General features: G+C 69.9%; 29 protein-coding genes. 14 read left to right on the forward strand and 15 right to left on the reverse strand.

Annotation, left to right across the window (positions count from 1 at the left end):
• Positions 1-61: 61 nt before the first annotated feature.
• Complete coding sequence (locus BBK82_RS25610; protein ID WP_154697488.1) at positions 62-1096, reverse strand: serine hydrolase; 1035 nt, start codon at positions 1094-1096, stop codon at positions 62-64.
• Positions 1097-1145: 49 nt separating this feature from the next.
• On the opposite strand from BBK82_RS25610, the gene BBK82_RS25615 reads away from it, so the two are divergent.
• Entirely contained in the window at positions 1146-1829 is a 684-nt protein-coding gene (locus BBK82_RS25615) for an SDR family oxidoreductase (RefSeq protein ID WP_065921344.1), read from the forward strand.
• 576 nt (positions 1830-2405) lie between these two features.
• Positions 2406-2813, forward strand: coding sequence for an alpha/beta hydrolase (locus tag BBK82_RS25620; RefSeq protein WP_065917287.1), 408 nt, complete (start codon positions 2406-2408; stop codon positions 2811-2813).
• Between the two features lie 80 nt (positions 2814-2893).
• On the opposite strand, the gene BBK82_RS25625 is transcribed toward BBK82_RS25620, so the two are convergent.
• Genes BBK82_RS25625 through BBK82_RS25640 form a run of 4 tightly spaced genes read right to left on the reverse strand, consistent with a single transcriptional unit; the run spans position 2894 to position 6126 of the window.
• On the reverse strand, positions 2894-3400 hold the full coding sequence (locus BBK82_RS25625) for a S1 RNA-binding domain-containing protein (protein WP_065917288.1): 507 nt from the start codon (positions 3398-3400) through the stop codon (positions 2894-2896).
• A complete protein-coding gene (locus tag BBK82_RS25630; RefSeq protein WP_065917289.1) occupies positions 3397-4200 on the reverse strand; it encodes an alpha/beta fold hydrolase in 804 nt (267 codons plus the stop codon). The genes BBK82_RS25625 and BBK82_RS25630 overlap by 4 nt, the downstream gene beginning before the upstream one ends.
• A 10-nt stretch (positions 4201-4210) precedes the next feature.
• On the reverse strand, positions 4211-4642 hold the full coding sequence (locus BBK82_RS25635) for a cupin domain-containing protein (RefSeq protein WP_071812666.1): 432 nt from the start codon (positions 4640-4642) through the stop codon (positions 4211-4213).
• Positions 4639-6126 (reverse strand): GGDEF domain-containing protein, encoded by a 1488-nt coding sequence (locus BBK82_RS25640; RefSeq protein WP_237047577.1) that lies wholly within the window; start codon positions 6124-6126, stop codon positions 4639-4641. The genes BBK82_RS25635 and BBK82_RS25640 overlap by 4 nt, the downstream gene beginning before the upstream one ends.
• 157 nt (positions 6127-6283) lie before the next feature.
• Between BBK82_RS25640 and ruvC the strand changes: the two genes are divergently transcribed.
• From ruvC to yajC, 4 genes are all read left to right on the forward strand, one after another.
• Positions 6284-6853, forward strand: coding sequence for a crossover junction endodeoxyribonuclease RuvC (ruvC, locus tag BBK82_RS25645; RefSeq protein WP_065917291.1), 570 nt, complete (start codon positions 6284-6286; stop codon positions 6851-6853).
• A 973-nt stretch (positions 6854-7826) separates the two neighbouring features.
• Positions 7827-8411, forward strand: coding sequence for a Holliday junction branch migration protein RuvA (gene ruvA / locus BBK82_RS25650; protein ID WP_065917292.1), 585 nt, complete (start codon positions 7827-7829; stop codon positions 8409-8411).
• On the forward strand, positions 8408-9421 hold the full coding sequence (gene ruvB / locus BBK82_RS25655) for a Holliday junction branch migration DNA helicase RuvB (protein WP_065917293.1): 1014 nt from the start codon (positions 8408-8410) through the stop codon (positions 9419-9421). Before ruvA ends, ruvB begins: the two co-directional genes overlap by 4 nt.
• Before the next feature lie 93 nt (positions 9422-9514).
• Positions 9515-9862, forward strand: a complete 348-nt coding sequence (yajC, locus tag BBK82_RS25660) for a preprotein translocase subunit YajC (protein WP_083268147.1) — start codon at positions 9515-9517, stop codon at positions 9860-9862.
• Positions 9863-9966: 104 nt separating this feature from the next.
• Here yajC and BBK82_RS25665 read toward each other — a convergent pair whose 3' ends face one another.
• The gene (locus tag BBK82_RS25665) at positions 9967-10230 is read right to left on the reverse strand and encodes a hypothetical protein (RefSeq protein WP_154697489.1); all 264 of its coding nucleotides are present in this window, start codon (positions 10228-10230) and stop codon (positions 9967-9969) included.
• A 305-nt stretch (positions 10231-10535) separates the two neighbouring features.
• Here BBK82_RS25665 and secD point away from each other — a divergent pair, with 305 nt between their 5' ends.
• The 3 genes from secD to BBK82_RS25680 are packed head-to-tail and all read left to right on the forward strand — an operon-like array spanning position 10536 to position 13985.
• Positions 10536-12302 carry a protein translocase subunit SecD gene (gene secD, locus BBK82_RS25670; protein WP_065917295.1) on the forward strand — a complete coding sequence of 589 codons (1767 nt, stop codon included), beginning with the start codon at positions 10536-10538 and terminating at the stop codon, positions 12300-12302.
• Position 12303: 1 nt separating this feature from the next.
• Positions 12304-13470 (forward strand): protein translocase subunit SecF, encoded by a 1167-nt coding sequence (gene secF / locus BBK82_RS25675; protein WP_065917296.1) that lies wholly within the window; start codon positions 12304-12306, stop codon positions 13468-13470.
• Entirely contained in the window at positions 13467-13985 is a 519-nt protein-coding gene (locus BBK82_RS25680; RefSeq protein WP_065917297.1) for an adenine phosphoribosyltransferase, read from the forward strand. The genes secF and BBK82_RS25680 overlap by 4 nt, the downstream gene beginning before the upstream one ends.
• Before the next feature lie 48 nt (positions 13986-14033).
• On the opposite strand, the gene BBK82_RS25685 is transcribed toward BBK82_RS25680, so the two are convergent.
• Positions 14034-14330, reverse strand: a complete 297-nt coding sequence (locus BBK82_RS25685; protein WP_154697490.1) for a hypothetical protein — start codon at positions 14328-14330, stop codon at positions 14034-14036.
• Between the two features lie 63 nt (positions 14331-14393).
• On the opposite strand from BBK82_RS25685, the gene BBK82_RS50510 reads away from it, so the two are divergent.
• Both BBK82_RS50510 and BBK82_RS25690 read left to right on the forward strand, forming a co-directional pair.
• A complete protein-coding gene (locus BBK82_RS50510) occupies positions 14394-14642 on the forward strand; it encodes a helix-turn-helix domain-containing protein (RefSeq protein WP_154697491.1) in 249 nt (82 codons plus the stop codon).
• A gap of 177 nt (positions 14643-14819) precedes the next feature.
• Positions 14820-17105: a RelA/SpoT family protein gene (locus tag BBK82_RS25690; protein ID WP_065917299.1), complete on the forward strand. Its 2286-nt coding sequence runs from the start codon at positions 14820-14822 to the stop codon at positions 17103-17105.
• Here the strand turns inward: BBK82_RS25690 and BBK82_RS25695 are convergent.
• The 7 genes from BBK82_RS25695 to BBK82_RS25725 form a co-directional block, all read right to left on the reverse strand.
• Positions 17089-17484, reverse strand: a complete 396-nt coding sequence (locus BBK82_RS25695; RefSeq protein ID WP_065917300.1) for a S26 family signal peptidase — start codon at positions 17482-17484, stop codon at positions 17089-17091. The two genes, BBK82_RS25690 and BBK82_RS25695, sit on opposite strands and share 17 nt — an antisense overlap.
• Entirely contained in the window at positions 17481-19289 is a 1809-nt protein-coding gene (locus BBK82_RS25700; protein WP_065917301.1) for an ABC transporter ATP-binding protein, read from the reverse strand. The genes BBK82_RS25695 and BBK82_RS25700 overlap by 4 nt, the downstream gene beginning before the upstream one ends.
• Positions 19289-19801, reverse strand: coding sequence for a hypothetical protein (locus BBK82_RS25705; RefSeq protein WP_154697492.1), 513 nt, complete (start codon positions 19799-19801; stop codon positions 19289-19291). Before BBK82_RS25705 ends, BBK82_RS25700 begins: the two co-directional genes overlap by 1 nt.
• A gap of 14 nt (positions 19802-19815) precedes the next feature.
• A complete protein-coding gene (locus tag BBK82_RS25710; RefSeq protein WP_065917303.1) occupies positions 19816-20022 on the reverse strand; it encodes a hypothetical protein in 207 nt (68 codons plus the stop codon).
• Positions 20022-20345, reverse strand: a complete 324-nt coding sequence (locus BBK82_RS25715) for a MauE/DoxX family redox-associated membrane protein (RefSeq protein WP_065917304.1) — start codon at positions 20343-20345, stop codon at positions 20022-20024. The genes BBK82_RS25710 and BBK82_RS25715 overlap by 1 nt, the downstream gene beginning before the upstream one ends.
• A gap of 65 nt (positions 20346-20410) precedes the next feature.
• A complete protein-coding gene (locus BBK82_RS25720) occupies positions 20411-20644 on the reverse strand; it encodes a hypothetical protein (RefSeq protein WP_065917305.1) in 234 nt (77 codons plus the stop codon).
• 327 nt (positions 20645-20971) lie between these two features.
• Positions 20972-21841, reverse strand: coding sequence for a peptidylprolyl isomerase (locus tag BBK82_RS25725; RefSeq protein ID WP_065917306.1), 870 nt, complete (start codon positions 21839-21841; stop codon positions 20972-20974).
• A gap of 114 nt (positions 21842-21955) precedes the next feature.
• Here BBK82_RS25725 and BBK82_RS25730 point away from each other — a divergent pair, with 114 nt between their 5' ends.
• From BBK82_RS25730 to BBK82_RS25740, 3 genes are read left to right on the forward strand one after another with little or no spacing between them, the layout of a single operon-like run.
• Positions 21956-22651 carry an MBL fold metallo-hydrolase gene (locus BBK82_RS25730; RefSeq protein WP_065917307.1) on the forward strand — a complete coding sequence of 232 codons (696 nt, stop codon included), beginning with the start codon at positions 21956-21958 and terminating at the stop codon, positions 22649-22651.
• A gap of 6 nt (positions 22652-22657) precedes the next feature.
• On the forward strand, positions 22658-23905 hold the full coding sequence (gene hisS, locus BBK82_RS25735) for a histidine--tRNA ligase (RefSeq protein ID WP_065917308.1): 1248 nt from the start codon (positions 22658-22660) through the stop codon (positions 23903-23905).
• A complete protein-coding gene (locus tag BBK82_RS25740) occupies positions 23902-24531 on the forward strand; it encodes a hypothetical protein (RefSeq protein ID WP_065917309.1) in 630 nt (209 codons plus the stop codon). The genes hisS and BBK82_RS25740 overlap by 4 nt, the downstream gene beginning before the upstream one ends.
• A 198-nt stretch (positions 24532-24729) precedes the next feature.
• Here the strand turns inward: BBK82_RS25740 and BBK82_RS25745 are convergent, their stop codons facing one another.
• Positions 24730-25566 (reverse strand): spermidine synthase, encoded by an 837-nt coding sequence (locus BBK82_RS25745; protein ID WP_065917310.1) that lies wholly within the window; start codon positions 25564-25566, stop codon positions 24730-24732.
• Positions 25567-25615 lie beyond the last annotated feature (49 nt).

Below are 25615 nucleotides of genomic sequence, written 5' to 3' on the forward strand. Positions count from 1 at the left end.
TGTGTACGTGTATATCCGAGAACCGGTGCCCGGTGGCCCGGTTTCGGAAAATCCTCAGGAATCAGCCGCCGTTGAAGAACCTGTAAACCTTTGCACGGTGTTTCGGCTTGCTGGTCGTGATCTTGATGACCGCGTCGAACATGGACCTGCCGAGCTCGGCGCGGGCTGCGACGGCCGGGTGCGTGGTGCTGAAGTCCTGGTCGTTCTGGGCCTTGTCGCCGGTGAACGTGCCGGAGGCGAACATCGAGTAGACCAGGATCGCCCGGTTGTCCTCGCTGAACATGATCCCGGCCTCGTTGCGGCCGTCCTCGAACCAGCCGGCCTTGGTCGCGACGCGCAACCGCTCGTTGGTGGTGAGGTTGAGCCGCACGCCGTCGGTGAAGCTCGCCGTCGCCCGCAGGATGTTGAGCAGGTACGCGGTCGAGGCGGGCGAGAGCAGCTCACCGTCGACCAGCTTCTGCAGCAACGTGTGCGTCTCGCGCGCCGTCGTGGTGCCGAGGAAGAACCGGTTCGGGTTGGTGACCGGCACGACCTGCGTGTGCACGAAGCCCTTGGAGCGCAGGATCTCGTTGAGCTCCAGCGCCGGCACGACCAGCCCGCACAGCCGCACGGCCGTGTTGTCCGAGACGGTCAGCAGGTTCGCGAGCGCGTGCCCGACGGTGACCTCGCTCGGGTACGCCCCGTCGAGCGCGAAGATGCCGTCGGTGTCCTGGATGACGATGGCGGCCGACACGGTGACCGTCTGGTCGAGCTTGACCAGCCCGCGGTCCACCTTATCGAGCACCGCCACGGCCACGGCGATCTTGTTGACGCTGTAGGCCTCGACGACCCTGTCCGCGTCCTCGTCGACGGCGGGCCTGGTGTTGCCGTCCAGGTCAGCGACCGTGATGTAGGACGACCAGGTGCCGCGTGCCTTCCTCACCTGCCTGCGGTAGATCTGCGCCACGCGCTTGCGCGACCGTTCGGCGGTGGTCGGGAAACGCTCGATCTCGACCTCCGGCTCCTCCTGCGCCTGCGCTGCGCCGTTGGACCCGAGCACGGCCGTCGCGGCCGCGACGGTTCCCAGCCCGAACACGGACCTGCGGTTCAAAGTCATGCGACCCATCAAAACAGGCGCCGCTGACATCTCCCTGACTAGGGTTCCGATCATGGAACAGGTCTTCGTGGTGACCGGCGCTTCCCGCGGCATCGGTGCGGCAACGGCTTCGTTGGCACTAGACGCCGGCTATCGCGTCGTGCGTGCCTCACGATCGGCTGAAGAATCTGTCGGCGATCGCGGCTGGGACGCTAGATGTGACGTCTCCTCCTGGGATTCCGTGCAGGACCTCATGTCGCGAGTGGAATCGCGCTGGGGCCGCATCGACGTGGTCTTCGCGAACGCCGGAGTCTCGGTGGACACGTCGTTCACCACAACGGCGGGCGCCGGTCCGTCCGAATGGGCCGACATGGTCGTCACGAACGTCTGCGGCCCCGCCTTCACCGCGCGCGCCGCGATGCCGGCGCTGATCCGCTCCGGCGGGCACCTGGTGCTGACGGGCTCCGCCGCCGGGCGTGGCGTGCGGCCCGAGAACCTGTACTCGGCGACGAAGTGGGCGGTCACGGGGCTGGCGCAGGCGATCAGGGCCGAGGCGGTGGAGACCGGGGTGCGGGTGACCGTGGTGCAGCCGGGGCTGGTCGACACCGGCGCGATCCCGGCGTCGCGGGTGGACGATCCGAAGCTGGAGCCGGCGGACGTGGGGCGGGCGGTGTTGTACGCGGTGTCGCAGCCGTCCAGTGTGGACGTGAACGAGATCCTGCTGAGGCCGACGGGGCAGGCCGCGCACCGCTGACGCGCAGGTGTCGCTGAGGGTCCGCTGCTGGAAGGTGCGCTGCTGGAAGGTGCGCTGCTGGGAGATGTGCCGCTGGGAGATGTGCTGCTGGTGTGTGATCGCTGGTGTGTGACCGCCGGCGCTGCCGAGGCGCGCAAGCCTTCAAGATCATCGACCGCGCAGGCCCCACCCGCCCAGGGGGCACCAACCGGCCGGATTGTCGAGGCTAGTCGCTGAAACGCCCTGTCAACCCACCGTTCGGCGATCTGTGGACAACTCGGCTCGGCACCCGGCGTGTCCCGGCGGACTGCGCCGGGCGGGTTCGACGGGCCGCGCGGTCCCGCCCGGCTGGCATCATCCGGCTCAGGACCGGGCGATCGGAACCACCGAGGAGGACCCCGCCGTGGAACGAGTCGTGCTGTTCGCCGCCGGTGGTGGCGGCGACCCGGAGCGCCACCGCCCGCTGCTCGACGCGCTGGGCGACCGGGTGATCGCGCCTCGGTTCGACCGGCTGGTCCCCGCGACGGCCACCCTCGACGACCACCTGGCGCGCCCACGCGACTGGCGGCGCTGGCTGACGTCGGGCCGGACGCCGAGGTGGTCGGGGTCGGGCATTCGATCGGCGCGTGGGCCCTGCTGTGCCTGGCGGGTGCGACGCCGTGGGGCCGCGACCGGCAGCCGATCGAGGTGCCGCGCGAGCCGAGGATCAGCCGTCTCGTGCTCTACGCGCCGGCTGCGGGCTGGTTCGCGGCGCCCGGTGCGCTGGACGGGGTCGTCGCGCCGATGCTGGTGTACGCGGGGTCGGCGGACACCGTCACGCCGGTCGCCCAGGTCGAGGTGCTGAGGCAGGCGGCAGCGGTGGACCTGCGGGTGGTGCCGGGCGCGGGGCACTTCAGTTTCATGCACACGTTGCCACCGGGAGCGGCGGAAGAGCCGGACTTCGACCGGAGCGCGTTTCTGGCCGAGATGGTCGCGGAGACGTCAGCCTTTGTTGAGCACCGCTGAACAACGCCGTGATCAGGCACAGCCGCGCGGGCTCTGCGGGTACGTCGACGTGGTGGCGGGCGTTGGGACCGTGGACGGGTTCAGGCTGGAAGGCCGAGGTGGATGCGGTGCCGTTCGCGATCGATCTCGGTCACCACGACGGTGACCTCGTCGTCGACCTCGAACGGCCCCGGCGCGACGCTCTGGTGCAGCAGCCCTTCCAGCCCGTCGGCGACCTCGACGAACACCCCGAACGGCACCACCGTCGTCACTCGTGCGCGGATCAGGCCGCCGGGCACGGTGAGGGTCTGGAACGGGTCGGGCCGCGTCGCCTTCAACGACAGCCGCGCCTCCAGGTTCGTCGTGTCGAACTGGAGGAACTCGCAGGTGACGCGCTCGCCGACCTGGACGACGTCGGTGAACGCGTCGAAGCGCCGCCAGGACAGCTCTGCGGCGGAGATGAACCCGACGCCGGGGAAGACCGGGTGCGGCGGGCCGTCGTCCAGCGCGACGAACACGCCGAACCGTTCGACCGCCGCGACCGTCCCGGACAGCGTCGTGCCGCGCTCCAGCCCGGCCAGGAAGCCGGTGAGCTCCGGCGAGTTCACGCGCCCCCGATGAACTCGACCAGCAACCGGTTCACCTCGTCCGGCCGCTCCAGGTACCCGATGTGCCCGCAGTCGGCGACCTCGGCGTAGCGGGCGCCCGGGATCGCGTCCGCCACCTCGCGCGACAGGCGGGGTGGCAGGACGCGGTCCTCCGCGAAGCCCACCACCAGCGACCGCACGGTGATGCCGCGGTAGGCGTCGACGCGCGGGGGGAAGTCGCCGAGCGAGAGCTGCACGCGTTCGCCGGCGGACGGCGCGGCGCTCGCGAACTCGTACATCTGCAGCCAGTCGCGGGCGATGACCGGGTCCTCCAGCGTCGCCGGCGCGAGGTTGCGGACCACCGACGTCGCCGCGTAGAACGCCGCCGGCAGCTCGATGCCCTTGTCGTGCAGCTCCCGCATGCCACGCGCCCACATCTGCTGCACCGGGTCCGGGCGCGCGGTCGTCGCCATCATCACGGCGCTGCGCACCAGGTCGGGGCGGGTGAGCACCAGTTCCTGCACCACGCGGGCGCCGAGGGAGGTGCCGACGACGTGGGCCGGTGCGCCCAGGTGGGTGATCAGGGCGGCGGTGTCGGCGACCATGTCGTCGATCGTGAAGCCGTCCGCGCACTCCGAGGACGGCTTGATGCCGCGGTTGTCGAAGTACGCCACCCGGTAGCCGGCCTTGACCAGCGCGGGCACCTGGTAGGTGCGCCAGACGCGGCCGGGGCTGCCGGTGCCCATCACCAGGACGACGAGGTCGCCGGAGCCCTCGGTCTGGACGTTGAGCTCGATGCCGTTCAGCGGGACAAGGGCCATTCCCAGGATCTTAGAAGCGGCACAAAGCCTTGATCGCCGAAGCGTGAGACGGATAACGCGTGCACAGGTCGTCCGCGTGGCCGAACGACACGATGTCGTCGGTGTACGGCGGGACCACCACGGTGCCGACGAGCGACCATTCGCCAGAGGGTGCGCTTCCCTGCCACACGCCTGCGGGCACCACGACCTGCGGGTTCGACTCAGACAGCAACGGCTGCTGCACGCTGCCGTCCGGGTGCAGCAGCAGCATCTGCAACGGAGAACCGGCGTGGAAGTGGTAGATCTCGACGTGCTTCAACACGTGCATGCCCGAGAAGTCCGGCTTTCGCAACAGGTACGCGATAGCCGACACCTCCTCCGAGCGGTGCGTCTGCGCGAAGTAACCGCCCTCGACCGGCAGCTCCTGCATGCCGAGGTCCTGGATCAACTGCTCTGGGGTCACGTCATCTCCGGAAGCGGGGAACCGTGCACGACGACCATGCCCTTGCCGAGCCGCTTCGCCGTGTACATCGCGGCGTCCGCGGCTCCGAGCACGTCGTCGGCCGTCACTGTGGGGTCGTGCGAAAACCGTTGTGCCACACCGATGCTGGCGTTGACGACGTGAACGCGGCCGTGCACCTCGTGCGGGTGCGACAACGCCTTCAGCAGCCGCTCGCCGATCTCCTCCGCGTCGCCGCCGTCGACCAGCACACCGAACTCGTCACCGCCGAGCCGCGCCACCGTGTCCTGCGGCCGCACGCTGTGCTCCAGCCGGGCGGCGACGTTGCGCAGGACGATGTCGCCTTCCGCGTGGCCGTGGGTGTCGTTGATGCCTTTGAAGCCGTCGACGTCGATGAACAGAAGGATCAACGGCGTCTCACGGTCGTGCACGGCCAACGCGCGGTCGAGGCGTTCGCGGAACAGCGATCGGTTCGCAACGCCCGTCAACGGGTCGTGCGACGCCTCATGCCGCAGCTGCTCTCTACTGAGCCGTAGCTGGTCCATCAGCCTGACGTTGTCCATCATCGTCAACAGCTGACGCACGATCACGAGCCCTACGACCGCAAGCCCGACGTAGATCTCCACGGGGTTGAGCCGCCCGCCGGTCGCGGTGTTCCACAGGACGAAGAGACCCGTGATCGCGAGCGGTAGATAAGGCACCAACAGGTGCAGCATGTCGGCCATGCGCATACGGCCGGGCATAGGTGGTGCGTCGCGCGTCGGTGCGAGCGCGCTCAACAGGAAGAAAGCCGGGCACAGCATGAACCCGATGTCCGCCGCCGCCGGAATCGCCGTGATGCCCTTGGAGATGTAGAACGCGAAGACCCACCCCGACGACGACTGCGCGATACCGGCCAGTGCAACGAAAACCATCGACCACTGACGCACGGACTGATGCGTCCACGACATCACCACGATCGCCACGAGCAACACGAGGTACGCCGCCGGGTGCGCCACTACGGTGATGAACCCCGGCCCTTGTGTCGCCCACGGCCGTGTCAGCGACTCCAGCGCTGACACCCACGTGAGCACGAACAGCGACCCGATCACGATCAGCCCGTCGAGCACCACGACTGTGCGGCTGCGGTAGTTCGGTAGCAGGTCGTCAGCCCGTCGCGCGGCTTGTGCCCGTGCCACCACCGCGGCCAGGCACAGCACCGGCACCATCGTGAACCCCAACGGCGCGATAGTGGACGTCGGCAACTGCACGCCAAGGATCTGTTGCCCCCAGATCCACGCCGACAACCCGATCGTGAGACTGCCCATGGCCGCCGTCATCCAACGGTTCCCGGCGCGCGCGTAGGCGATCAACGCCGCCACGGCGAACACGAGCTGCACGACCTTGTCGACCGCGACCCCGACGTCGCGCGGCGCGGCCAGCGCGGTGATGACGGCGGCCGCCATGAAGGTGCCGACGCACCCCGCGACGAGCCAGAACCGCTTCACCAGCAACTCCTGTGATCAGAAACCTGACCACCGTAGTGACGCGGCGTGGACTTGTCGAACCGTGTCGGTGCGCCTCCCCCTGCGGCACACCGGATATGGTTCGAACGAGTGTTCGTCCAGGTCTTGCGTTCAGGTCGTCGGTGGGAGTGGGGCTGTCGTGCGGGTGTTCGGGGTCGACCCCGGTCTGACCAGGTGCGGCTTCGGTGTCGTGGACGGCGGCCCAGGCCGAACCGTGCGAGCCGTGGCCGTCGACGTCCTCCGCACGCCCGTTGACGCTCCTCTGTCCGTGCGCCTCCACGAGCTGTACGTCGGCGTCTGCGAATGGATGGACCGCTACGAGCCGAACGTCGTGGCCATCGAACGCGTCTTCGCCCAGCACAACGTCCGCACCGCGATGGGTGTCGCGCAGGCCTCAGGCGTGGTGGCCCTCGCCGCCGCCCAACGAGAGCTGCCGGTCGAGTTCCACACGCCGTCCGAGGTGAAGGCGGCCGTGACGGGCTCCGGCCGCGCCGACAAGGCCCAGGTGACGATGATGATCACCAAACTGCTGGGCCTGAAGGTCGCCCCGAAGCCGGCCGACGCCGCCGACGCGCTGGCCATCGCGATCTGCCACCACTGGCGCGCGCCGATGAAGTCGCGGATGGAGGAGGCGCAGGCGAAGGCGGCCGAACTGGCGCGCGTGCACAAGGCGCGGCTGGCGGAGGCGGCACGGCGGAGCGGGTCGTGACGGGTACGGCGCACGCGGCCGGGCCTGGGTCGCGGCCGCCGGGTGAGTGGGCTCGGGGCAGGCCGAGCGGCCTGGGGTCGGGTCGGGTGGCTTCGCGGGTGGGTGGCTTGGGGTGCGGGCCGCGCGGGTACGGGTCGGGCCGGGATGGCTTCGCAGCGGGATGGATGGCTTGGGGCGCGAGGCCAGCGCGTTAGCTGGCGGGCTGGGATGGCTTCGCGGCGGACCGGGCGGTTTGGAGTGCGGGACGCGCGGGCTTGGGAAAGCGGCGGGATGGCTTCGCCGCGGGGTGGACGGCTTGCGGCGCGTGGTGGACGGCTCGAGGTGTGCGGCGGGCGGCTTGTGGTGCGGGGCGGGTGGCCTGTGGTGCGGAGCGCGCAAGTTCGGGTGCGTGTAAGGGTTGCTTCAGCGCCCGCTGAAACTGTCGGTGCCGCCTGCAAGGATGTAGGCAAGGGGGCCTCCGCACGAGGGGACGCCTGCGCAAGCCTGCACCCGGCCCGACCCGCTCTCGCGAGCAACGCCGTCGCCCACCCGTCCCGGTCCGCCGCGAACCCGCCGGCCGAAGCGCGCACGGCGACTTCCCGTGCGCTGAAGGTGCGCGTGGGCAGCTTTTGCGCGTTCGCGTTCGAAGCGCGCACGGCGAGCTTCCATGCGTTGAAGGTGCACGCGGGGAGCTTCGTGCGGCCACGAAGCCACCCGCGAGGCTTCCGTCGCCGCACGCAAGCTTCCGTGCGGCCGAGGCGCACGCGGGGAGCTTCCGTGCACCACGAACGCACCGGAGCCCGCTCGCCGCACGCAACTCTCCGGGGACTTGGAGGCACGCGGGGAGCTTCCGTGCGGCCGAAGCGCACACGGGGAGCTTCCGTGCGGCCGAAGCGCACACGGGGAGCCTCCGTGCGGCTGAAGCGCACGCGGGGAGCTTTCGTACCGTTACACCGCACGCGGGGTCCCCGCGTGCCCGAACCGGAGGAACCAGGTGATCTCGTCACTGCGCGGCCAGGTGCAGCACGTCGGCCTCGACCACGCCGTCGTCGAGGTCGGCGGCGTCGGGTTCGCCATCCAGGCCACCCCGACCACCCTCGCGAGCCTGCGCCGCGGTGAGGAGGCGCACCTCGCGACGACCCTCGTGGTCCGCGAGGACAGCCTCACGCTGTTCGGGTTCGCCGACGCCGAGGCGCGCGAGCTGTTCGGGCTGCTGCAGACGGTCAGCGGCATCGGGCCGCGGATCGCGCTGGCCACGCTCGCGGTGCTGGAGCCCGACAAGCTGCGGCACGCGCTCGCCGAGGGCAACATCACGGTGCTCACGCAGGTGCCGGGCATCGGCAAGAAGGGGGCCGAGCGGCTCATCATCGAGCTCCGCGACAAGGTCGGGCAGCTGCCCGGCGCCGCCACCCCCGCGCAGCACAGCCAGACGCGTGACCACGTCGTCGAGGCGTTGCTCGGGCTCGGGTTCGCGGCCAAGGCGGCTGAGCAGACCGTGGACAAGGTGCTCGCCGACAACCCCGACCAGTCCACCGCCGCGGTCCTGCGCCGGGCGCTGTCCACGCTGGGGCGCAAGTGACCGAGGACGAGCTCAGCCCCTACGCCGCGCCTGCCGAGCGGGATCTCGAGACCAGTCTGCGGCCGAGCGACCTCAGCGAGTTCGTCGGGCAGCACCGGGTGCGCGAGCAGCTGGAGCTGGTGCTGCACGGTGCCATGCGCCGCGGGAACGCGCCGGACCACGTGCTGCTCAGCGGGCCGCCGGGGCTGGGCAAGACGTCCCTCGCCATGATCATCGCCAAGGAGCTCAACAGCCAGATCCGCATCACCAGCGGGCCCGCGCTCGAACGGGCCGGTGACCTCGCGGCGATGCTGTCCAACCTCGTCGAGGGGGACGTGCTGTTCATCGACGAGATCCACCGGATGGCCCGGCCCGCCGAGGAGATGCTGTACCTCGCGATGGAGGACTTCCGGGTCGACGTGGTCGTCGGCAAGGGACCGGGCGCGACCAGCATCCCGCTCGACATCGCGCCGTTCACGCTGGTCGGGGCCACGACCAGGTCGGGTGCGCTGACCGGGCCGCTGCGCGACCGGTTCGGGTTCACCGCGCACATGGAGTTCTACAGCGCCGAGGACCTCGACCGGATCGTCAAGCGCAGCGCGAAGATCCTCGGGGTCGACCTGCACGACGACGGCGCCATCGAGATCGCCGGGCGGTCCCGGGGCACGCCCCGCATCGCGAACAGGCTGCTGCGCCGCGTGCGCGACTTCGCCGAGGTCAGGGCCGACGGCCGGGTCACGGAAGAGGTCGCCAAGCAGGCGCTGGAGGTCTACGACGTCGACCACCTCGGGCTCGACCGGCTCGACCGCGCGGTGCTCAACGCGCTGGTCAGGAGCTTCCACGGGGGACCGGTCGGGGTGTCCACGCTCGCGGTCGCGGTCGGTGAGGAGCCGACCACGGTGGAAGAGGTGTGCGAACCGTATTTGGTGCGGGCTGGCATGCTGGCCCGGACACCGCGCGGACGAGTGGCGACGCCCGCCGCGTGGCACCACCTGGGGCTGGAGCCGCCCGCCGGAGATCAACTGTGGTGACCTGGCACAATCGGTGAAAGCACCTGGACATATCGGACGTGCGCGAAGGCATGTCCACCTGATCGGAGAATGATGGGCAACCTTTCGTCTTTGATGTTCCCGTTGCTGCTGGTGCTGCTGGCCGTGCCGCTGTTCCTCAGCGCGCGCAAGCAGAAGCGCGCGATGGCCGAGCAGCAGAAGCTGCAGAACGAGCTGGCACCTGGCGACAAGGTGATGACGACGTCGGGTCTGTACGGCACGGTCGCCGACGCCAGCCACGACACCACCATCGACATCGAGATCTCCGAGGGTGTCGTCACGCGGTGGCTGCGCGCCGCGATCCGCGAGAAGGTCGCCGACGTCGAGGAGACCGTGGTCGAGAAGGCGGACGACGACGTGCACGAGGTCGAGCCGGCCACCGCGCAGGTCGCCGAGCCGCTGGACACCAACGCCAAGAAGTAGTCCGGCGCGGGAGAACGTGAAAAACGCCCGTGCCCGGTCGTGAGGACCGGGCACGGGCGTGGCAGTCAGCCGTGCTTCATCAGCTGTGCTTCACCAGCTGCTCGTCACCGGGTGCAGCCGGACCAGTTGTCCGGGTGGTTCGGGTTCGAGTTGATCGGCTTGCCGCCCCAGGTGATCTTGTACCAGTAGGTGCTCCCGTCGATGTGGGAGAAGGTCGCCTTGGTCTGCGACCGCACGTCGTAGTACTCGGAGGCGCCGCATCCCGGGAACGGGAAGTTGTACGCCAGAGCGGTGCCGCTGGTGGCCGTGAGCACGCCGAGGCTGAGCCCCAGCGCGACGACGGCCTTGGCCGCGAGCTTGCGAGTCATGATGTTCCACTCCATATGTGCCGTCAGCAATGACATGGGGAGCAGGCAGCACAGAAGAGCGCGCAGAACTAAACGCGTGTCCCCCAGGACGAACCAGGCGCAGGCGCCCAGCAAAAATAACCCCCAGCTTGCCCCCCGGTCGGGGATTGTGTCAGTCTCCGCGCAGCGGCGTCAACGAAGCACTGGTGACGGTGCTGGCAAGTGTGAACGGCGCAAACCGGTGCCGGGGAGTGACGCTCAGCTCACAACCCGCAGGGTAATCTGCGCCTCCGCTGAGACATGTCAACTGAGGAGACGGACGGACCGTGGCACCTCCGGCCGGGCAAATTCGCCCCGCGAAGTATCTGGCGAGTTTCGCCATCGTCGTCGTCGCGCTTTACGCCCTGGTGTTCTTCACGGGCAACGGCTCCGCCAAACCGAAGCTCGGCATCGACCTGCAGGGCGGCACGATCGTCACGCTGACCGCGCGTCAGGAAGACGGCGCGCAGCCGAGTGAGGAAGCGCTGAACCGTGCGCGTGACCTCATCGAGGTCCGCGTCAACGTGCTCGGCGTCTCCGGCGCCGAGGTCGTCCGCGACGGCAACAACCTGACGATCACCGTGCCCGGCGCGGACAGCGAGGGCGCGAAGGGCCTGGGCCAGACCGCCCGCCTCGCGTTCCGCAAGGTCGTCGGCCAGCCGATCCCGGCGGCCACCTCGGTGCCGTCCGAGACCTCGTCGGCACCGTCGTCGAGCAAGCGCGGCCAGCACGCCCGCTCCGAGCGACCGCGGCCAGCCCTCGTCAACGCGCCGCAGGGCCGCCGCCGAACCTGGCCGCAGCCGTCCAGCACGCCGCCGTCGGGCAGCACCGCGCCGTCGGCGCCGAGCACCCAGCCGTCCGCGCCGCCGGCTCCGTCCAACGTCGATCCGAAGATCGCCAAGGAGATCCAGGACGCGAAGGCGCTGCGCCAGAGCGGCGACCAGCAGACGCTGCAGCAGGCCGCCCTCCTGCTCGACTGCTCGAAGCCGGACCCGCTGCGCGGCAACGACGACCTGGACAAGCCGCTCGTCACCTGTGACGAGACCGGCGAGTTCAAGTACATCCTCGCCCCGGTGCACCCGGCCGCCGCCGACACCGCGGTCAAGCCGGACGACTTCACCACGTACTCGCGCCTGTCCGGTGAGGACATCAGCAACGCCGCCGCGAACGCGAACCCGAACGGCACCGGCTACGTCGTCAACCTCGACTTCAAGAGCGAGGGCGGCGAGAAGTGGTCGAAGTTCACCGCCGCGAACGTGCAGCAGGCCGTCGCCGTCGTCCTCGACGGCCAGGTCATGTCCGCGCCGACCATCCAGTCGGCGATCTCCGGCGGTTCGACCGAGATCAGCGGCAAGTTCACGCTGAAGCAGGCGCAGTCGCTCGCCGACACCCTGAAGTACGGCGCGCTGCCGCTGTCCTTCGACGCCTCCGAGGCGCAGACGATCTCCCCGACGCTCGGGCTGCAGTCGCTCAAGGCGGGTCTCATCGCCGGCGGCATCGGTCTCGCGCTGGTCTTCGTCTACTGCATGTTCTACTACCGCCTCCTGGGCATCCTGACGATCCTGTCGCTGGCGCTGTCCGGCGTGATCGTCTACGGCGTGCTGGTGCTGCTGGGCCGCTGGATCGGGTTCACCCTCGACCTCGCGGGCATCGCCGGGTTCATCGTCGCGATCGGTATCACCGCGGACTCGTTCATCGTCTTCTTCGAACGTCTGAAGGACGAGGTGCGTGAAGGCCGTTCGTTCCGCTCGGCCGTCCCGCGCGCCTGGGTCCGTTCGCGCCGCACGATCCTCTCGGCCGACGCGGTCAGCTTCATCGCCGCCGCCGTGCTGTACGTGATCGCCGTCGGCCAGGTGAAGGGCTTCGCGTTCACCCTGGGCATGTCCACGGTCCTCGACCTCGTGGTCGTGTTCCTGGTGACGCACCCGCTGGTCGCGATGGCCTCGAAGTCCAAGTTCCTGTCCAACCCCAACCTGTCCGGTCTGGGCGGTGCCGCCCGCGAGGGCGCGTCGCACCGCGCCTCGTCCGGCAAGACCGCCGTGAAGGAGGCCTGACATGGGCAACGTGTTCACGCGCCTCTACGTCGGCAACGGCGCTTTCGACATCGTCGGCAAGCGCGTCCGCTGGTACATCACGTCGGCCATCATCCTGCTCGTCTGCATCGGCTCGATGGTGTTCAACGGCTTCAACCTGGGCATCGACTTCCTGGGCGGCACCAAGATCTCGCTGCCGTCCGTGTCGCAGTCCGGCCAGGTGATCTCGACGACCACCGTCGAGGACGTGTTCGCCAAGGCACTGCCCGGCAAGAAGCCCAACGCCGTGCAGGCCGTCGGCTCCGGTGACAGCGCGACGATCCAGATCAAGTCGCCCGCGCTGAACATCAACGAGGTCTCGGCCCTCAAGACGGCCCTGAACACCGACGCCAACCCGCGCGGCGGCCAGTCGGCGATCTCCGACAGCGCCGTCTCCGCGTCCTGGGGCGGTGAGATCCGCGGCAAGGCGCTGTGGGCGCTGTTCTGGTTCTTCGTGGTGGTGACGCTGTTCCTGGCGTTCTACTTCGAATGGCGGATGGCGGTCGCCGCGCTCGTCGCGGTGTTCCACGACGTCGTCATCACCGCGGGCGTGTACTCGCTCGTGGGCTTCGAGGTGACGCCGGCGACGGTCATCGGTCTGCTCACCATCCTCGGCTTCTCCCTGTACGACACGGTCGTCGTGTTCGACAAGGTCAGGGAGAACACCCGAGGCCTGCTGGGCCTGACCCGCCGCACCTACTCGGAGGCGGCGAACCTCGCGCTCAACCAGACCCTGATGCGTTCGATCAACACCTCGCTGATCGCGCTGCTGCCGGTCCTGGGCCTGCTGGTCGTCGGCGTCGGCATCCTGGGCGTCGGCACGCTGCAGGACCTCGCGCTGGTGCAGCTCGTCGGCATGTTCATCGGCGCCCTGTCGTCGATCTTCATCGCCACCCCGGTGCTGGTGGACCTGAAGATGCGCGACCCGAAGTACATCGCGCAGGCCAAGCGCGTGACCGCCCGTCGCGCCAAGGCCGCGTCCGCCGGTGTCGCCGCCGACGCCGAGGGCATCGAGTCGGTCGACGAGGACGCCCTCGCCGCCGACCTGCGCAAGGAGGAGGCGATGGCCGCCGCCGCGTCGGTTCCCCACCGCACCGCCAAGACCGCCGACGCCCGTCGCGGCCGCCCGACCGGAAAGCGCCAGCGTTGAAGCTAGATCGTGCACTGGGACTGCTGCGTGAGGTCCCCGACTTCCCCAAGCCGGGGGTCGTCTTCCGGGACCTCACGCCGGTCCTCGCCGACCCGGACGCCCTGCGCGCCGTGGTCGACGCCCTGCAGGACAAGATCGACGACAGCACCCAGGTGATCGCCGCCATCGAGTCGCGCGGCTTCCTCCTGGGTGCCGCGCTCGGGTACGGCTGGCGCTACGGCGTCGTGCCGCTGCGCAAGCCGGGCAAGCTCCCCGTGGTGGCCGACCGCGTGTCGTACGCGCTGGAGTACGGGGAAGCGTCGCTGGAACTGCCCGCGGACGCCATCCAGCCCGGCCAGCGCGTGGTCGTGGTGGACGACGTCCTCGCCACCGGAGGCACCGCGGAGGCCGCCTGCACGCTCGTGGAGCGCGCGGGCGGCATCGTGACGGGTGTGTCGGTGGTCCTGGAGATCCCGGCCCTCGGTGGCCGCTCCAGGCTGGCCGGCCGCGAGGTCAGCGCCCTGCTCGCCGTCTGAGACCTTCCGCGAAGACCCGGCAACGCGTGTTGCCGGGTCTTCGTCGTCTCACGACCAGGCCAGCGGCCGAACCGGTCCCGGCGGCGAGATGAACCACGCGCCGGTCGTCACCAGGACCAGCGCGACGAGTGCCGCCGGCGCCGTCACCACCGCGTACTCCCACACCGCGTGCCTGCGGTTGCTCCGCCGCAACAGCATCCAGCTCGCGGTCGTCGCCAGCACCCACGCCGTCGCGGTGCCGAGCATGGCGCGCAGGTCGAAGTGGCCGACCTCCTGCAGGGCGCCGTACGCCATGCCGAGCAACCAGACGACGTTCATGGCGCCGCACCACAGGAGTGTCCTCACGGGACCATTTTCACCCTGATGAGCAAGTTCGTGGAGGATCTGCAATCCGTAACTTGCGTTGGTATGACTGCGCTTACCTCCACCGCGTACAGCAGGGACCTGGGTGACGAGCTGCGTTCGTTGCGCGAGCAGTCCGGGCAGACCGGCGCGGCGTTCGCGGACCGGCTCGGCTGGGACGCGAGCAAGGTGTCGCCGACAGCGCCGCGTTCTTCACGTGGCTGGCCGAGCGCGCCCTCGACGAGGACGAGGACGGCTCTCGCACCCTGCTCGGCCGCTACCTCAGCCACGTCTGACCTCGAACGCGAACGGTGACCGCCTCGTGTTCACGATCCACGCCTGGCGCGCGTTCGTGACCCACGTCGCCTGATCGGCCCAACGGAAGTTCGCGAGGCGTTCACCGTGTGAGCTGCACCGCTCGGCGCGCGTCCGGAAGTTTCGTCAGCGTGAACGCGTTATCCTCGGTACTCGCGAGACCCGAGGAGCGTGGGGTTGAGTCAAGACACCGAACCCGCTGCGACGGCTGTTCAACCGTCGGCTACCCGGCGTGTGCGCGCCCGCCTCGCGCGGCGCATCACCGCCCAACGTGCGGCCCCGGTGAAGCAGGTCCTCGAACCTCTCGCCGCCGCGCACTACGACCTCCATCCCAAGGCCGATCTGGCGCTTCTGCAGCACGCATATGACGTTGCCGAGGAGAAGCACCGCCCGCAGCGCCGCAAGTCCGGCGACCCGTACATCACCCACCCGCTCGCCGTGGCGACGATCCTCGCCGAGCTGGGCATGGACACCACGACGCTGGTGGCCGCGCTGCTGCACGACACCGTGGAGGACACCGACTACTCGCTCAACCAGCTCAAGGACGACTTCGGCGAAGAAGTCGCCAGGCTGGTCGACGGCGTCACGAAGCTCGACAAGGTCAAGCTGGGGGCAGCGGCCGAGGCGGAGACGATCCGCAAGATGGTGATCGCGATGGCGAAGGACCCGCGGGTCCTGGTCATCAAGCTCGCCGACCGGCTGCACAACATGCGCACCATGCGGTTCCTGCCGCCGGAGAAGCAGGCCCGCAAGGCTCGCGAGACGCTCGAGGTCCTCGCGCCGCTCGCCCACCGGCTGGGCATGGCGACCGTGAAGTGGGAGCTGGAGGACCTCGCGTTCGCGATCCTGCAGCCCAAGAAGTACGACGAGATCGTGCGGCTGGTCGCCAAGCGCGCGCCGAGTCGCGACACGTACCTGCGGACCGTCGTCGAGGAGCTGAACGGGCAGCTCGACACGGCCCGGATCGTGGCGAAGGTCGAGGGCCGGCCCAAGCACTACTACTCGATCAACCAGAAGATGATCGTCCGCGGCCGCGAGTTCGACGACATCCACGACCTGGTGGGCGTGCGGATCCTCGTCGACGAGGTGCGCGACTGCTACGCCGCCATGGGTGTCGTGCACGCCGCGTGGCAGCCCATGCCGGGGCGGTTCAAGGACTACATCGCGCAGCCGCGGTTCGGCGTCTACCAGTCGCTGCACACAACCGTCATCGGTCCTGACGGCAAGCCTCTCGAGGTGCAGATCCGCACGCACGAGATGCACCAACGGGCCGAGTACGGCATCGCGGCGCACTGGCGGTACAAGGAGACCAAGGGCACGCACAACGGCAAGTCCGTCGAGATCGACGAGATGGCGTGGATGCGCCAGCTCCTCGACTGGCAGCGGGAGGCCGCGGACCCCGGTGAGTTCCTCGAAGGGCTGCGCTGGGACCTCGCCGCGCGCGAGATCTTCGTGTTCACGCCCAAGGGGGACGTGCAGACGCTGCCGACGGGGTCCTGCCCGGTCGACTTCGCCTACGCCGTCCACACCGAGGTGGGCCACCGCTGCATCGGTGCCCGCGTGAACGGCCGCCTGGTCGCTCTGGAGCGCAAGCTCGAGAACGGCGAGGTCGTCGAGATCTTCACCTCGAAGGCGGAAGGCGCCGGTCCCAGCAGGGACTGGCTGAGCTTCGTCGCCTCGCCGCGCGCCAAGGCGAAGATCAAGCAGTGGTTCGCCAAGGAGCGCAAGGAAGAGGCGATCGAGCAGGGCAAGGAGGCGATCACCAAGGAGGTGCGCCGCGTCGGCCTGCCGATCCAGCGCCTGGTGAGTGTCGACTCCATGCAGGCCCTCGCGAAGGAGCTGCACTACCCGGACATGAGCGCGCTGTACGCCGCGGTGGGCGAGGGGCACACCTCCGCCCGGCACGTCGTGCAACGGCTCGTGGCCCAGCTCGGCGGCGTCGAGCACGCCGAGGAGGAGCTCGCCGACCGCGCCACCCCGTCCACGGTCACCCGCCGCCGTCCCACCGGCGACGCCGGCGTGATCGTCAAGGACGCGGGCGACGTGTGGGTGAAGCTCGCCCGCTGCTGCACCCCGGTGCCCGGCGACGACATCCTCGGCTTCGTCACCCGCGGCGGAGGTGTGTCCGTGCACCGCACCGACTGCACGAACGCCGACGAGCTGCTGAAGTCGCCGGAACGCCTGCTCGACGTCGAGTGGGCCCCGTCGGCCTCCAGCGTGTTCCTGGTGGCCATCCAGGTCGAGGCGCTCGACCGGCACCGGTTGCTGTCCGACGTCACGAAGGTGCTGGCGGACGAGCGGGTGAACATCCTGTCGGCGTCGGTCACCACGTCGCGCGACCGGGTGGCGGTCAGCCGGTTCTCGTTCGAGATGGGCGACCCGAAGCACCTCGGGCACGTCCTCAAGGCCGTGCGCAGCGTGGAAGGCGTCTACGACGTCTACCGCGTCACGTCCGCGTCCTGACCGTTCCGACCACAGCCGACTCCCGCACGTAGCCGAACGTGCGGGAGTCGCTGCTGCCGGGGTTGTCGCCGCGCACCAGCAGGTGGCCGGGCGGGACCACGGTGTCGCCCGTGGCACCCACCGCGGCCAGGCAGTCGGCCGGCACCGGCTCGCCCGCGCGTGCCGCCACCCGTTTGACCATCAGGTCGACGAACTCGGTCTCGCGCCGGAACACCACGACCGACCCCGTGCGGTACCGGCCGCCCAGCCGAGCCAGAACCCGCGCGTCCGGCCGCAACGCGGGCATCATGCTGTCGCCGCGCACGGTCACCAGCAGGTACCTGCCGCGCAGCCACCACAGGCCCGCGACGATCACGACCGGCAGCAGCAACCACTTCACGGCAGCGCCACCCGTTCGTCCTGGTAGCTGCTCGCCTGCAGGCGGAACAGCCGCGCGTACTCACCGGCCGCGGTCATCAGCTCGTCGTGCGAGCCCTGCTCCGCGACCACGCCACCGGCCAGCACGACGATCCGGTCCGCGTCGCGCAGCGTGTTGAGCCGGTGCGAGATCAGCAGGCTCGTCCGCCCGGCGCGCAACGTCCGCAGCGTCACGCCGAGCTGGTGCTCGGCGTCGGCGTCCAGGCCGGAGCTGGGCTCGTCCATGATCATGAAGTCGGCGTCGCGGCGCATCAGCGAGCGGGCGATCGCGAGCCGCTGCCACTGCCCGCCGGAGAAGTTCACCCCGGCGAAGCCCGCGCCGGCCGCGAAGTCGACGAAGGACTGGCTGAGCAGCGTCCGGTAGCCCTGCGGCAGCGAGCGGATCTTCTCGTCGATCTCCACCACCGCGGCGGCCTGCTCGATCCTGCGCCGGTCGTCCAGGCCGGAGAGGTCACCGACCCCGATGTTCTCGGCGGCCGTGAGGTCGTACTGCATGAAGTCCTGGAAGACCGCGGCTGTCCGCCGGCGCAACGTCGCCGCGCTCAGCTCGCGCAGGTCGGTGCCGTCCCAGTGGATCGAGCCGCGCACCGGGTCGTACATCCGGCACAGCAGCTTCACGAGCGTGCTCTTGCCCGCGCCGTTCGCGCCGACCAGCCCCACCGACGCGCCGGCCGGGATCGTGCACGTGACGCCCTGCAACACCCACGGCGACTCGTCGTCGTAGCGGAACCACACGTCGCGCAGCTCGATGCCCTCGCGCAACTCCGGCGCCTCGGTGGTGCCGTCGACCAGGTCGGGCGCGCTGCCGGCCAGGTCGACGAAGTGCCGGAACAGCTTCAGCGACTCGGTCACCTGACCGAACTGCATGATCAACGACGTGAACGCGCCCTGCAGCGACGCCACGGCCGCGATGAACAGCGACACGTCACCGATCGACACCGTGCCGCGCACCGCACCCACGACGACGACCGCGGTGCCGATCGCCGCGACCACCGCGTTGAGGAGGCTGAATCCCGACTCCACCACCAGGTTCCTGCGCCGCACGGCCAGCTCGGCACCGGACGAGGACGCGAGCGCCTCGTGGGAACGCGCGCGGAGCAGGTCGCCGAGCCCGAACAGCCGGATCTCCTTGGCCGCCTGGCTCTCGGTGATCAGCGAGCGGTAGTAGGACTGCCGGCGGACGGTGTTCATCATCGTCTCGACCGTCGCCGCGTGCCGCCGGGAGATCGCCAGCTGCGCGAAGAACGCGGGCACGGCGGCGATCACCAGCAGGACGCCCATGAACGGCCACACGGCGAGCAGGGCGCCGACGAAGCCCGCGATCGTGAGCGTTTTGCGCACCAGCTCGATGCTGAACTCGGTGAGCACGGACGGCGCGCTCTGCGCACCCTGGGCGGCCAGCCGCAGCCGGTCGTGGAACACCGGGTTCTCGAAGTTGCGCAGACCGACCAGGTCGTTCACCGAGCGGTTCAGCTCGTCCTCGACGTGCAGGTTCACCGCGCGCTGCACGCGGGCGCCGACGTACGTGCCGGCGTAGGTGAGCACGGCCGCGCAGCTGCCGACGAGCGCGGTGCCCAGTGCCAGCGCAAGCGCCAGCCGTTCGTCGGCGGCCCGGCCGCGGGCGATCTCGTCGATCAGCAGCTTGCCCAGCCAGGCCGCCACGGGCACCGCCGCGCCGCCGAGTGCGGCGATGACGAGCAGCGTCATCGTGCCCGCGCGGCCCGCCTGCCAGGTGAGCCGCAGCCCGGCGAGTGCGGCGCGGCCCATCAGCTCGCCACCCGGTCGAGGACGTCGGTGAGCTTCCCGCCGCTGCTGACGACGAGACGGCCGGCCACGCGTGCCACGGTCGGGTAGCTCGCCACACCGAACGCGGTGGTCAGCGCGGTGCTCTCGATTCCGGCGACGACGGTGACCCCGTCCAGGCCCGCCACGGCGTCCCTGGTGTCGTCGTCGAGCTCCTCGACCACGACGAGCAGCAGCGGCTCGCCCAGTCGCGGTACCAGGTCCGGGATCGAGGCGACCAGGTCGCGGCACGGCGCGCACGACGGGGATACGAACGCGACCACCGTCGAGGTCAGGCTCTCCTCGGTGATCGTCGCACCGGTCGTGGTCGTCGCCTCGAACTGGCGCACCGCGGTGCCGGGGGCCAGTGTCTGCGGCTTGAGCTCCGGATGCCGCGGCTGGTCGCGCAGCTTGCGGATGACCGCGAACAGCAGCACGAGGTTGAGCACGGTGAGCGTGACGCAGACCGCCACGGCGGCCGTAAGTACAGCGAGCATGTCGTCCCCCGGAGTCAGTGGTGGTGGTTGTGGGCGGGCCGGGCGCCGAAGACGAACCGCAGGTCGTCCCAGTGGGCCAGGGCGACCGCGCCGAGCACCGCGGCGCTCGTGGTCGTGGCGAGGAGGCCGGGGTGCGGCGTGGTCGCGGGCGTGACGGCGACGAGCCCGGTCAGCGCGACCACGATCAGCACGCCGTTGCGGACCAGGTGCGTGCGCCCCATCAGCCGTCGGCGCCGAAGCAGCGGCAGCGCACCTCGCGCCCGGTCGCCTTCGCGGCCACGACGGCTCCGGTGAACGCCACGAGCACCAGCACGGCGAGGCCCAGCCCCGGCGCGGGCGCCACGGCCAGCAGCACCACCGCGACGGCCTCGACGGTGATCACGGCGGCGGCCAGCGCGGAGCGCACGGCCGCGGAACGGAGACCGAAGCTGCCCAGCGACTCGGTGAAGGCGGTCAGCTCCGCGCGGCCGCGCAGCTTGCCCACGACGGCGAGCAGGAACACCATCCCGACCACGATGCGGCAGCAGATTTCCAGGTACAGCACGAGAGTCCCCCCGCTTGTCAGGCCGGGGCCGCCACGAGGACGGCCCCGGTTTCCGGCTCAGGAGCTCAGCAGCTGCGGCTGGTCACGACTTCCCAGCAGTTGTTCCAGTTCGGCTGACAACCGCAGTCGCAGGTGTAGAGGTGCGTGCACCACAGCTCGATGATGCGGCCGCCGCTGCAGCGCACGCCCACGGCACGGTTGGCGCACGGGCCGGGGCACACGGTGCAGGCACCGGCCTCTTCCTTCTTGAGGAACGTTCCCAGCAGGCGGTCGCCGAGACGGCTGATCGTCTTGGTCATTCGTTCATCTCCCTTTGCGCATCGAGGAGGCGACGCGCGAGGGCACGGCTGACAACACCGTTCCCCCAATGGACGGTGTTCCGCGATCCCCCAGGTCCCCCCTGTTGCCCCTCAACCTGGAGAACATCGCTCAGCTCTGCAACAGAGATGTGCAACTGAGCCGCTCGATGTCATCGGCGCCGCCGTCGGCGTCAGCGAAACGACAGCGGGCTTTGACATCGTCACGGGCGTGGGGAAGACGCAGGAGCCCCCGGCCACATCCGGCCGGGGGCTCCTGCGTTTTGCTCCAGTCGTGCGCGCGGTCGCGGACCGCAGTTGCACGCGGTCTTACTTGGCGACCGTGGCGGTCTCGATCTTGACTTCCTTCTTCGGCTTGCCACCACCGGGCGACGGGTCCATCGAGCCGTCGTCACCGGCGCGCGCGATGTCGTCGACGATCTTCAGGCCGGGCTCGCCGATGCTGCCGAAGACCGTGTAGTCGGGGGAGAGCTCGGCCGAGCCGTAGACGATGAAGAACTGGCTGCCGTTCGTGCCCTTGGCCGGGTCGCCCTTGTCCGGACCGGCGTTCGCCATCGCGAGGTAGCCGCGGCCGTAGGACAGCTCCGGCCACACCTCGTTGTCGAACTTGTAGCCGGGGTGGCCGGAGCCGGTGCCGCTGGGGTCACCGCACTGCAGCATCTGCAGGCCCTTGGTGGACAGGCGGTGGCACGGCGTGCCGTTGTAGTAGCCCTGCTGCACGAGGCTCTCGAAGCTGTTGGCGGCACACGGCGCCAGCGCGCGGTCGAGCGTGATCGGCAGGTCGCCCTGGTTCGTCTTCAACGTGACCGCCACCGTGCCCGTGGCGGGGACGTCGGCCGCGTTCGGCGCGTTCACCTGCTTGGCGGCGGGGGTGGTGTCGTCCTTGCGGTACTCGCAGGAGACCTTCTCGGGGAGCGCCTGCGCCCGCTTGGGCATCGCCTTGATCTCGGTCGGGATCTCGACCGGGGGCGTGTCGGTCGGGGTCTCCGACGCGGCGGCGTCACCGTTGCCGAAGTCGTGCGTGGAGAGGAACCACACGCCGCCTCCGACGAGCGCAACAACGACTACCGTCGAGACGACGGCGATGATGCGACGCTTCTTGGCCCGCTCCTGGCGGTAGACCATCTGACGCTCAAGCTTGCGCTTGGCTGCCGCGCGTCGCTGCTCGTTGGTGGGCACGTGCTCCCTCCCCAGGGACTCATGCGAATAGGGCGGTCGGCTCGGCAGTCTAGGGCCTGGGCATATGACCTTTGTGTAGTGGTTACGCTTGGGGTGACTAGGGAGGTTTTCACCGTGCTCGTGATCGGGTTCCCGACCGGTGCGCTCCAGGCGAACTGCTACGTCCTGGCGACCGGCGAGGGTGAGCCTTGCGTGATCATCGACCCTGGTCAGGACGCGGTCGAGCCGATCGAGCAGGCACTGCGCAAGCACCGGCTCGCCCCGGTCGCCGTCCTGCTCACGCACGGTCACTTCGACCACACGTTCTCCGTCACGCCCGTCTGCGACGGCAACGACATCCCCGCCTGGATCCACCCCGACGACGTCGCCATGCTCTCCGACCCGTTGAAGGGCGTCTCGAAGGAGTCGCGCGTCTTCTTCGGCGGCAACCTGGAGATGCGCGAGCCGTCGGAGGTCCGCGAGCTGACCGACGGCGCCGAGCTCGACCTCGCCAGGCTGAAGATCACCGTCGACCACACACCGGGCCATACCGGCGGGTCGGTGATGTTCCGCTCCGGCGTGCAGGAAGGCGGTCGCCTCGTGATCTCGGGGGACACGCTCTTCGCCGGTTCCATCGGACGCACCGACCTGCCGGGTGGCGACCACTCGCGCATGCTGTCGTCCCTGCAGGACAAGGTCTTGACCTTGCCCGACGACACGGTGGTGCTGCCCGGCCACGGACCGACGACGACCATTGGCCGCGAGCGCGTGACGAACCCGTATCTGGTTCAGTTGCGAGACGCTCCAGCCGCCCCGCACCGAGGACTGTAGAGAACCGTGTTTTCCGCTCCCAAAGGCGTTCCCGACTACATCCCGCCGACCTCCGCCGCGTTCGCGCACGTCCGGTCGACGCTGACCCGTGCCGCCGAGCTCGCGGGCTACGGCTACATCGAGCTGCCCGTCTTCGAGGACACCGCGCTGTTCGCGCGTGGCGTCGGCGAGTCGACCGACGTGGTGTCGAAGGAGATGTACACCTTCGCCGACCGCGGCGACCGCTCCATCACGCTGCGCCCCGAGGGCACCGCGGGCGTGATGCGGGCCGTGATCGAGCACAGCCTCGACCGCGGCCAGCTGCCGGTGAAGCTCTACTACGCGGGCCAGTTCTTCCGCGCGGAGGCCCCGCAGGCCGGCCGGTACCGGCAGTTCCACCAGGTCGGCATCGAGGCGATCGGCGTGGACGACCCCGCGCTCGACGCCGAGGTGATCGCCGTCGGTGACGCGGGTTTCCGCGCGCTCGGCCTGACCGGCTACCGCCTGGAGATCACCTCGCTGGGCGATGCGAACTGCCGTCCGGCATACCGCGAGAAGCTGCAGGCGTTCCTGTCGCGGTTGCCGCTGGACGAGGCGACCCAGCAGCGCGCCCAGCTGAACCCGTTGCGCGTGCTCGACGACAAACGGCCCGAGGTGCGCGCTCTGGTCGCCGAGGCGCCGCTGATGGTGGACCACCTGTGCGACGCGTGCCGCGAGCACTACGAGCTCGTGAAGGGCTACCTGACCGAGCTGGGCGTGAAGTTCGTCGAGAACCCGCGCATGGTCCGCGGCCTCGACTACTACACGAAGACGACGTTCGAGTTCGTGCACGACGGCCTGGGCGCGCAGTCGGGCATCGGCGGCGGCGGTCGTTACGACGGCCTGATGGCGCAGCTCGGCGGCCAGGAGCTCTCCGGCGTCGGCTTCGGCCTGGGCGTGGACCGCGCGCTGCTGGCGGCCACCGCCGAGGGCGTGCTGCCGGAGTTCAGCCGGGTCGACGTGATCGGCGTGCCGCTCGGTGAGCCGGCGCGGGCCCGCCTGGTCGCGATCGCGGGCGAGCTGCGTGCCGCGGGGGTGCGGGTCGACCTCGTCTACGGCGGCAAGTCGATGAAGGCCGGTTTCAAGGCCGCGGACAGGTCGGGTGCGCGGTTGGCGTTGGTGCTGGGCGAGCGCGACCTGGAGGCGGGCATCATCGGCGTGAAGACGTTGGCGACGGGCGAGCAGGTGTCCGTGGCGCTGAGCGACGTGGTCGAGGCGGTGCGGACAGCCCTGTGAGCTCCGACGACAAGCTCTCCCTGGACCTGCTGGACAAGGTGACCGTCCGCAAGCGCGCCCGCATGGTCGCGATCGGCGGTTTCATGGTGGCGCTGGCGTTCGGCGCCATCGTCGGCTTCATCGGCGGCCGCTGGGCCGGCGTGATCACGTTCCTGATCGTGTCGCTGCCCGTCGTCCTGCTGGCCATGTCCGAGGCCCGCCGCACGGTGTGGCTGGAGGGCAGTGCGGTGAACGTGCGCGCGTTCGGCACCCGCACCGTCGACCTGTTCACCGCGGACGGCCTCGACCTGCTGGTCACCGACCTGCGCGGTGCCAGGACCGTCGGCCTGTTCGTGCGCGGCAACAAGAAGGCGATCAACGTCGCCCTGTCGATGTACTCCGGTGTGGGCGGCCGCGAGCTGGGCATCTACCAGCTGCGCCGCCTCGCCGACACGCTGGCGGGCCGCGGTGACACGCCAGGGCTGGTGTTCTCGGAGCTCCTCGTCGCCCAGCTGCGGGCGGAGGCCCGCGGGGTGGCGCCGGCCGAGCGGCCGCTGTACCGGCTGGGGTCGCTGGCACCGGCGGGGCGGATGGCGCAGAAGCTGCATCCTGACGCCGTGTCGAAGTTCGTGACGTCGCTGGACTAGCTCCTCCCACCCCGCCGCTGCTCCTGACGTCTGCAAGTACCACCAACTCAACATCAACACGCACTTTTCTGCACCCAACTGCTCCGAGGCGCCCGAGCGTTGATTCGCCGGACGCCGAACGGGTTGGGTGTAGTTGAGGTCGATCGGATCAAGAGTTGGTAGTACTTGCAGACGTCGATGGGCAACAAGGGGAACGGACTACGTGCCCCAGAGCCCCGATGGCGGCGCCGGCGACAGCGTCGCCGTCTCGTCCGTCGTCACGGGCGCGCCGCCGATGAACTTCGTCAGCCCCGTCCCGTGCTCCACCCGGCCCTGGAACGGGTCGCTCGCCGTCGCACGGGTCAGCTGCTGCATCGGCAGCCCCGTGTGCGAAGCGAAGATGACCAGATTTCCGAACCGCCGCCCGCGGAACACGCCCGGTTCGGCGAGCACGCACACATGCTCGAACACCGCGCGCACGGTCGCGCATTGCGAACGTGCGAACTGCAGGCCGTTGCCGTCACCGATGTTCGCCGCGTAGACGCCGTCGCCGGCCAACGCGTCCGACGCCTGCCGCACGTACTCCACCGACGTCAGGTGCGCCGGTGTGCGTGCTCCCGCGAAGCAGTCCGAGACGATCAGGTCGAACGAGCCGGGGCGGGTGCGGGCCAGCACCGCGCGGGCGTCGCCGGTGGTGATCTTCACGCGTGGTGGCGGTGGCAGCTCGCGGCGGATGAACGCGATCAGGCCCGCGTCGATCTCCGCCACCTGCTGCGTCGAGCGCGGCACGGTCGCCGCCACGTAGCGGGCCAGCGTCAGCGCGCCGCCGCCGAGGTGCAGGACGCGGGCCGGTGCGACGAGGTCGACCACGTGGCCGAGGCGCCGGACGTACTCGAACTCCAGGTAGGTCGGGTCGTCGAGGTCCACATGCGACTGCGGGGTTCCGTTGACCCGCAACGTCCACGAGCTCCGCGAGCCCACCTCGGGGACCAGTTCGGCGACGCCGGAGTCGATCGACTCGGTGATCGCCTCTGCCTCGGGCCGCTGTCTTCCCACTGCTCTATCCTCTCACTGCTCATCTCCTTCTCGGGGTGCGCGCCGTGAA

Source organism: Lentzea guizhouensis, from assembly GCF_001701025.1.
GTDB lineage: Bacteria > Actinomycetota > Actinomycetes > Mycobacteriales > Pseudonocardiaceae > Lentzea > Lentzea guizhouensis.

Excerpts from the sequence above, each read along its gene's own strand:
- BBK82_RS25610 (WP_154697488.1), bottom strand. The coding sequence starts at position 1,096 with ATGACTTTGAACCGCAGGTCCGTGTTCGGGCTGGGAACCGTCGCGGCC.
- BBK82_RS25705 (WP_154697492.1), bottom strand. The coding sequence starts at position 19,801 with ATGCTCGCTGTACTTACGGCCGCCGTGGCGGTCTGCGTCACGCTCACC.
- secF (WP_065917296.1), top strand. The coding sequence starts at position 12,304 with ATGGGCAACGTGTTCACGCGCCTCTACGTCGGCAACGGCGCTTTCGAC.
- BBK82_RS25710 (WP_065917303.1), bottom strand. The coding sequence starts at position 20,022 with ATGGGGCGCACGCACCTGGTCCGCAACGGCGTGCTGATCGTGGTCGCG.
- BBK82_RS25665 (WP_154697489.1), bottom strand. The coding sequence starts at position 10,230 with ATGACTCGCAAGCTCGCGGCCAAGGCCGTCGTCGCGCTGGGGCTCAGC.
- BBK82_RS25630 (WP_065917289.1), bottom strand. The coding sequence starts at position 4,200 with ATGGCCCTTGTCCCGCTGAACGGCATCGAGCTCAACGTCCAGACCGAG.
- BBK82_RS25720 (WP_065917305.1), bottom strand. The coding sequence starts at position 20,644 with ATGACCAAGACGATCAGCCGTCTCGGCGACCGCCTGCTGGGAACGTTC.
- BBK82_RS25700 (WP_065917301.1), bottom strand. The coding sequence starts at position 19,289 with ATGGGCCGCGCCGCACTCGCCGGGCTGCGGCTCACCTGGCAGGCGGGC.
- BBK82_RS50510 (WP_154697491.1), top strand. The coding sequence starts at position 14,394 with ATGACTGCGCTTACCTCCACCGCGTACAGCAGGGACCTGGGTGACGAG.
- yajC (WP_083268147.1), top strand. The coding sequence starts at position 9,515 with ATGTTCCCGTTGCTGCTGGTGCTGCTGGCCGTGCCGCTGTTCCTCAGC.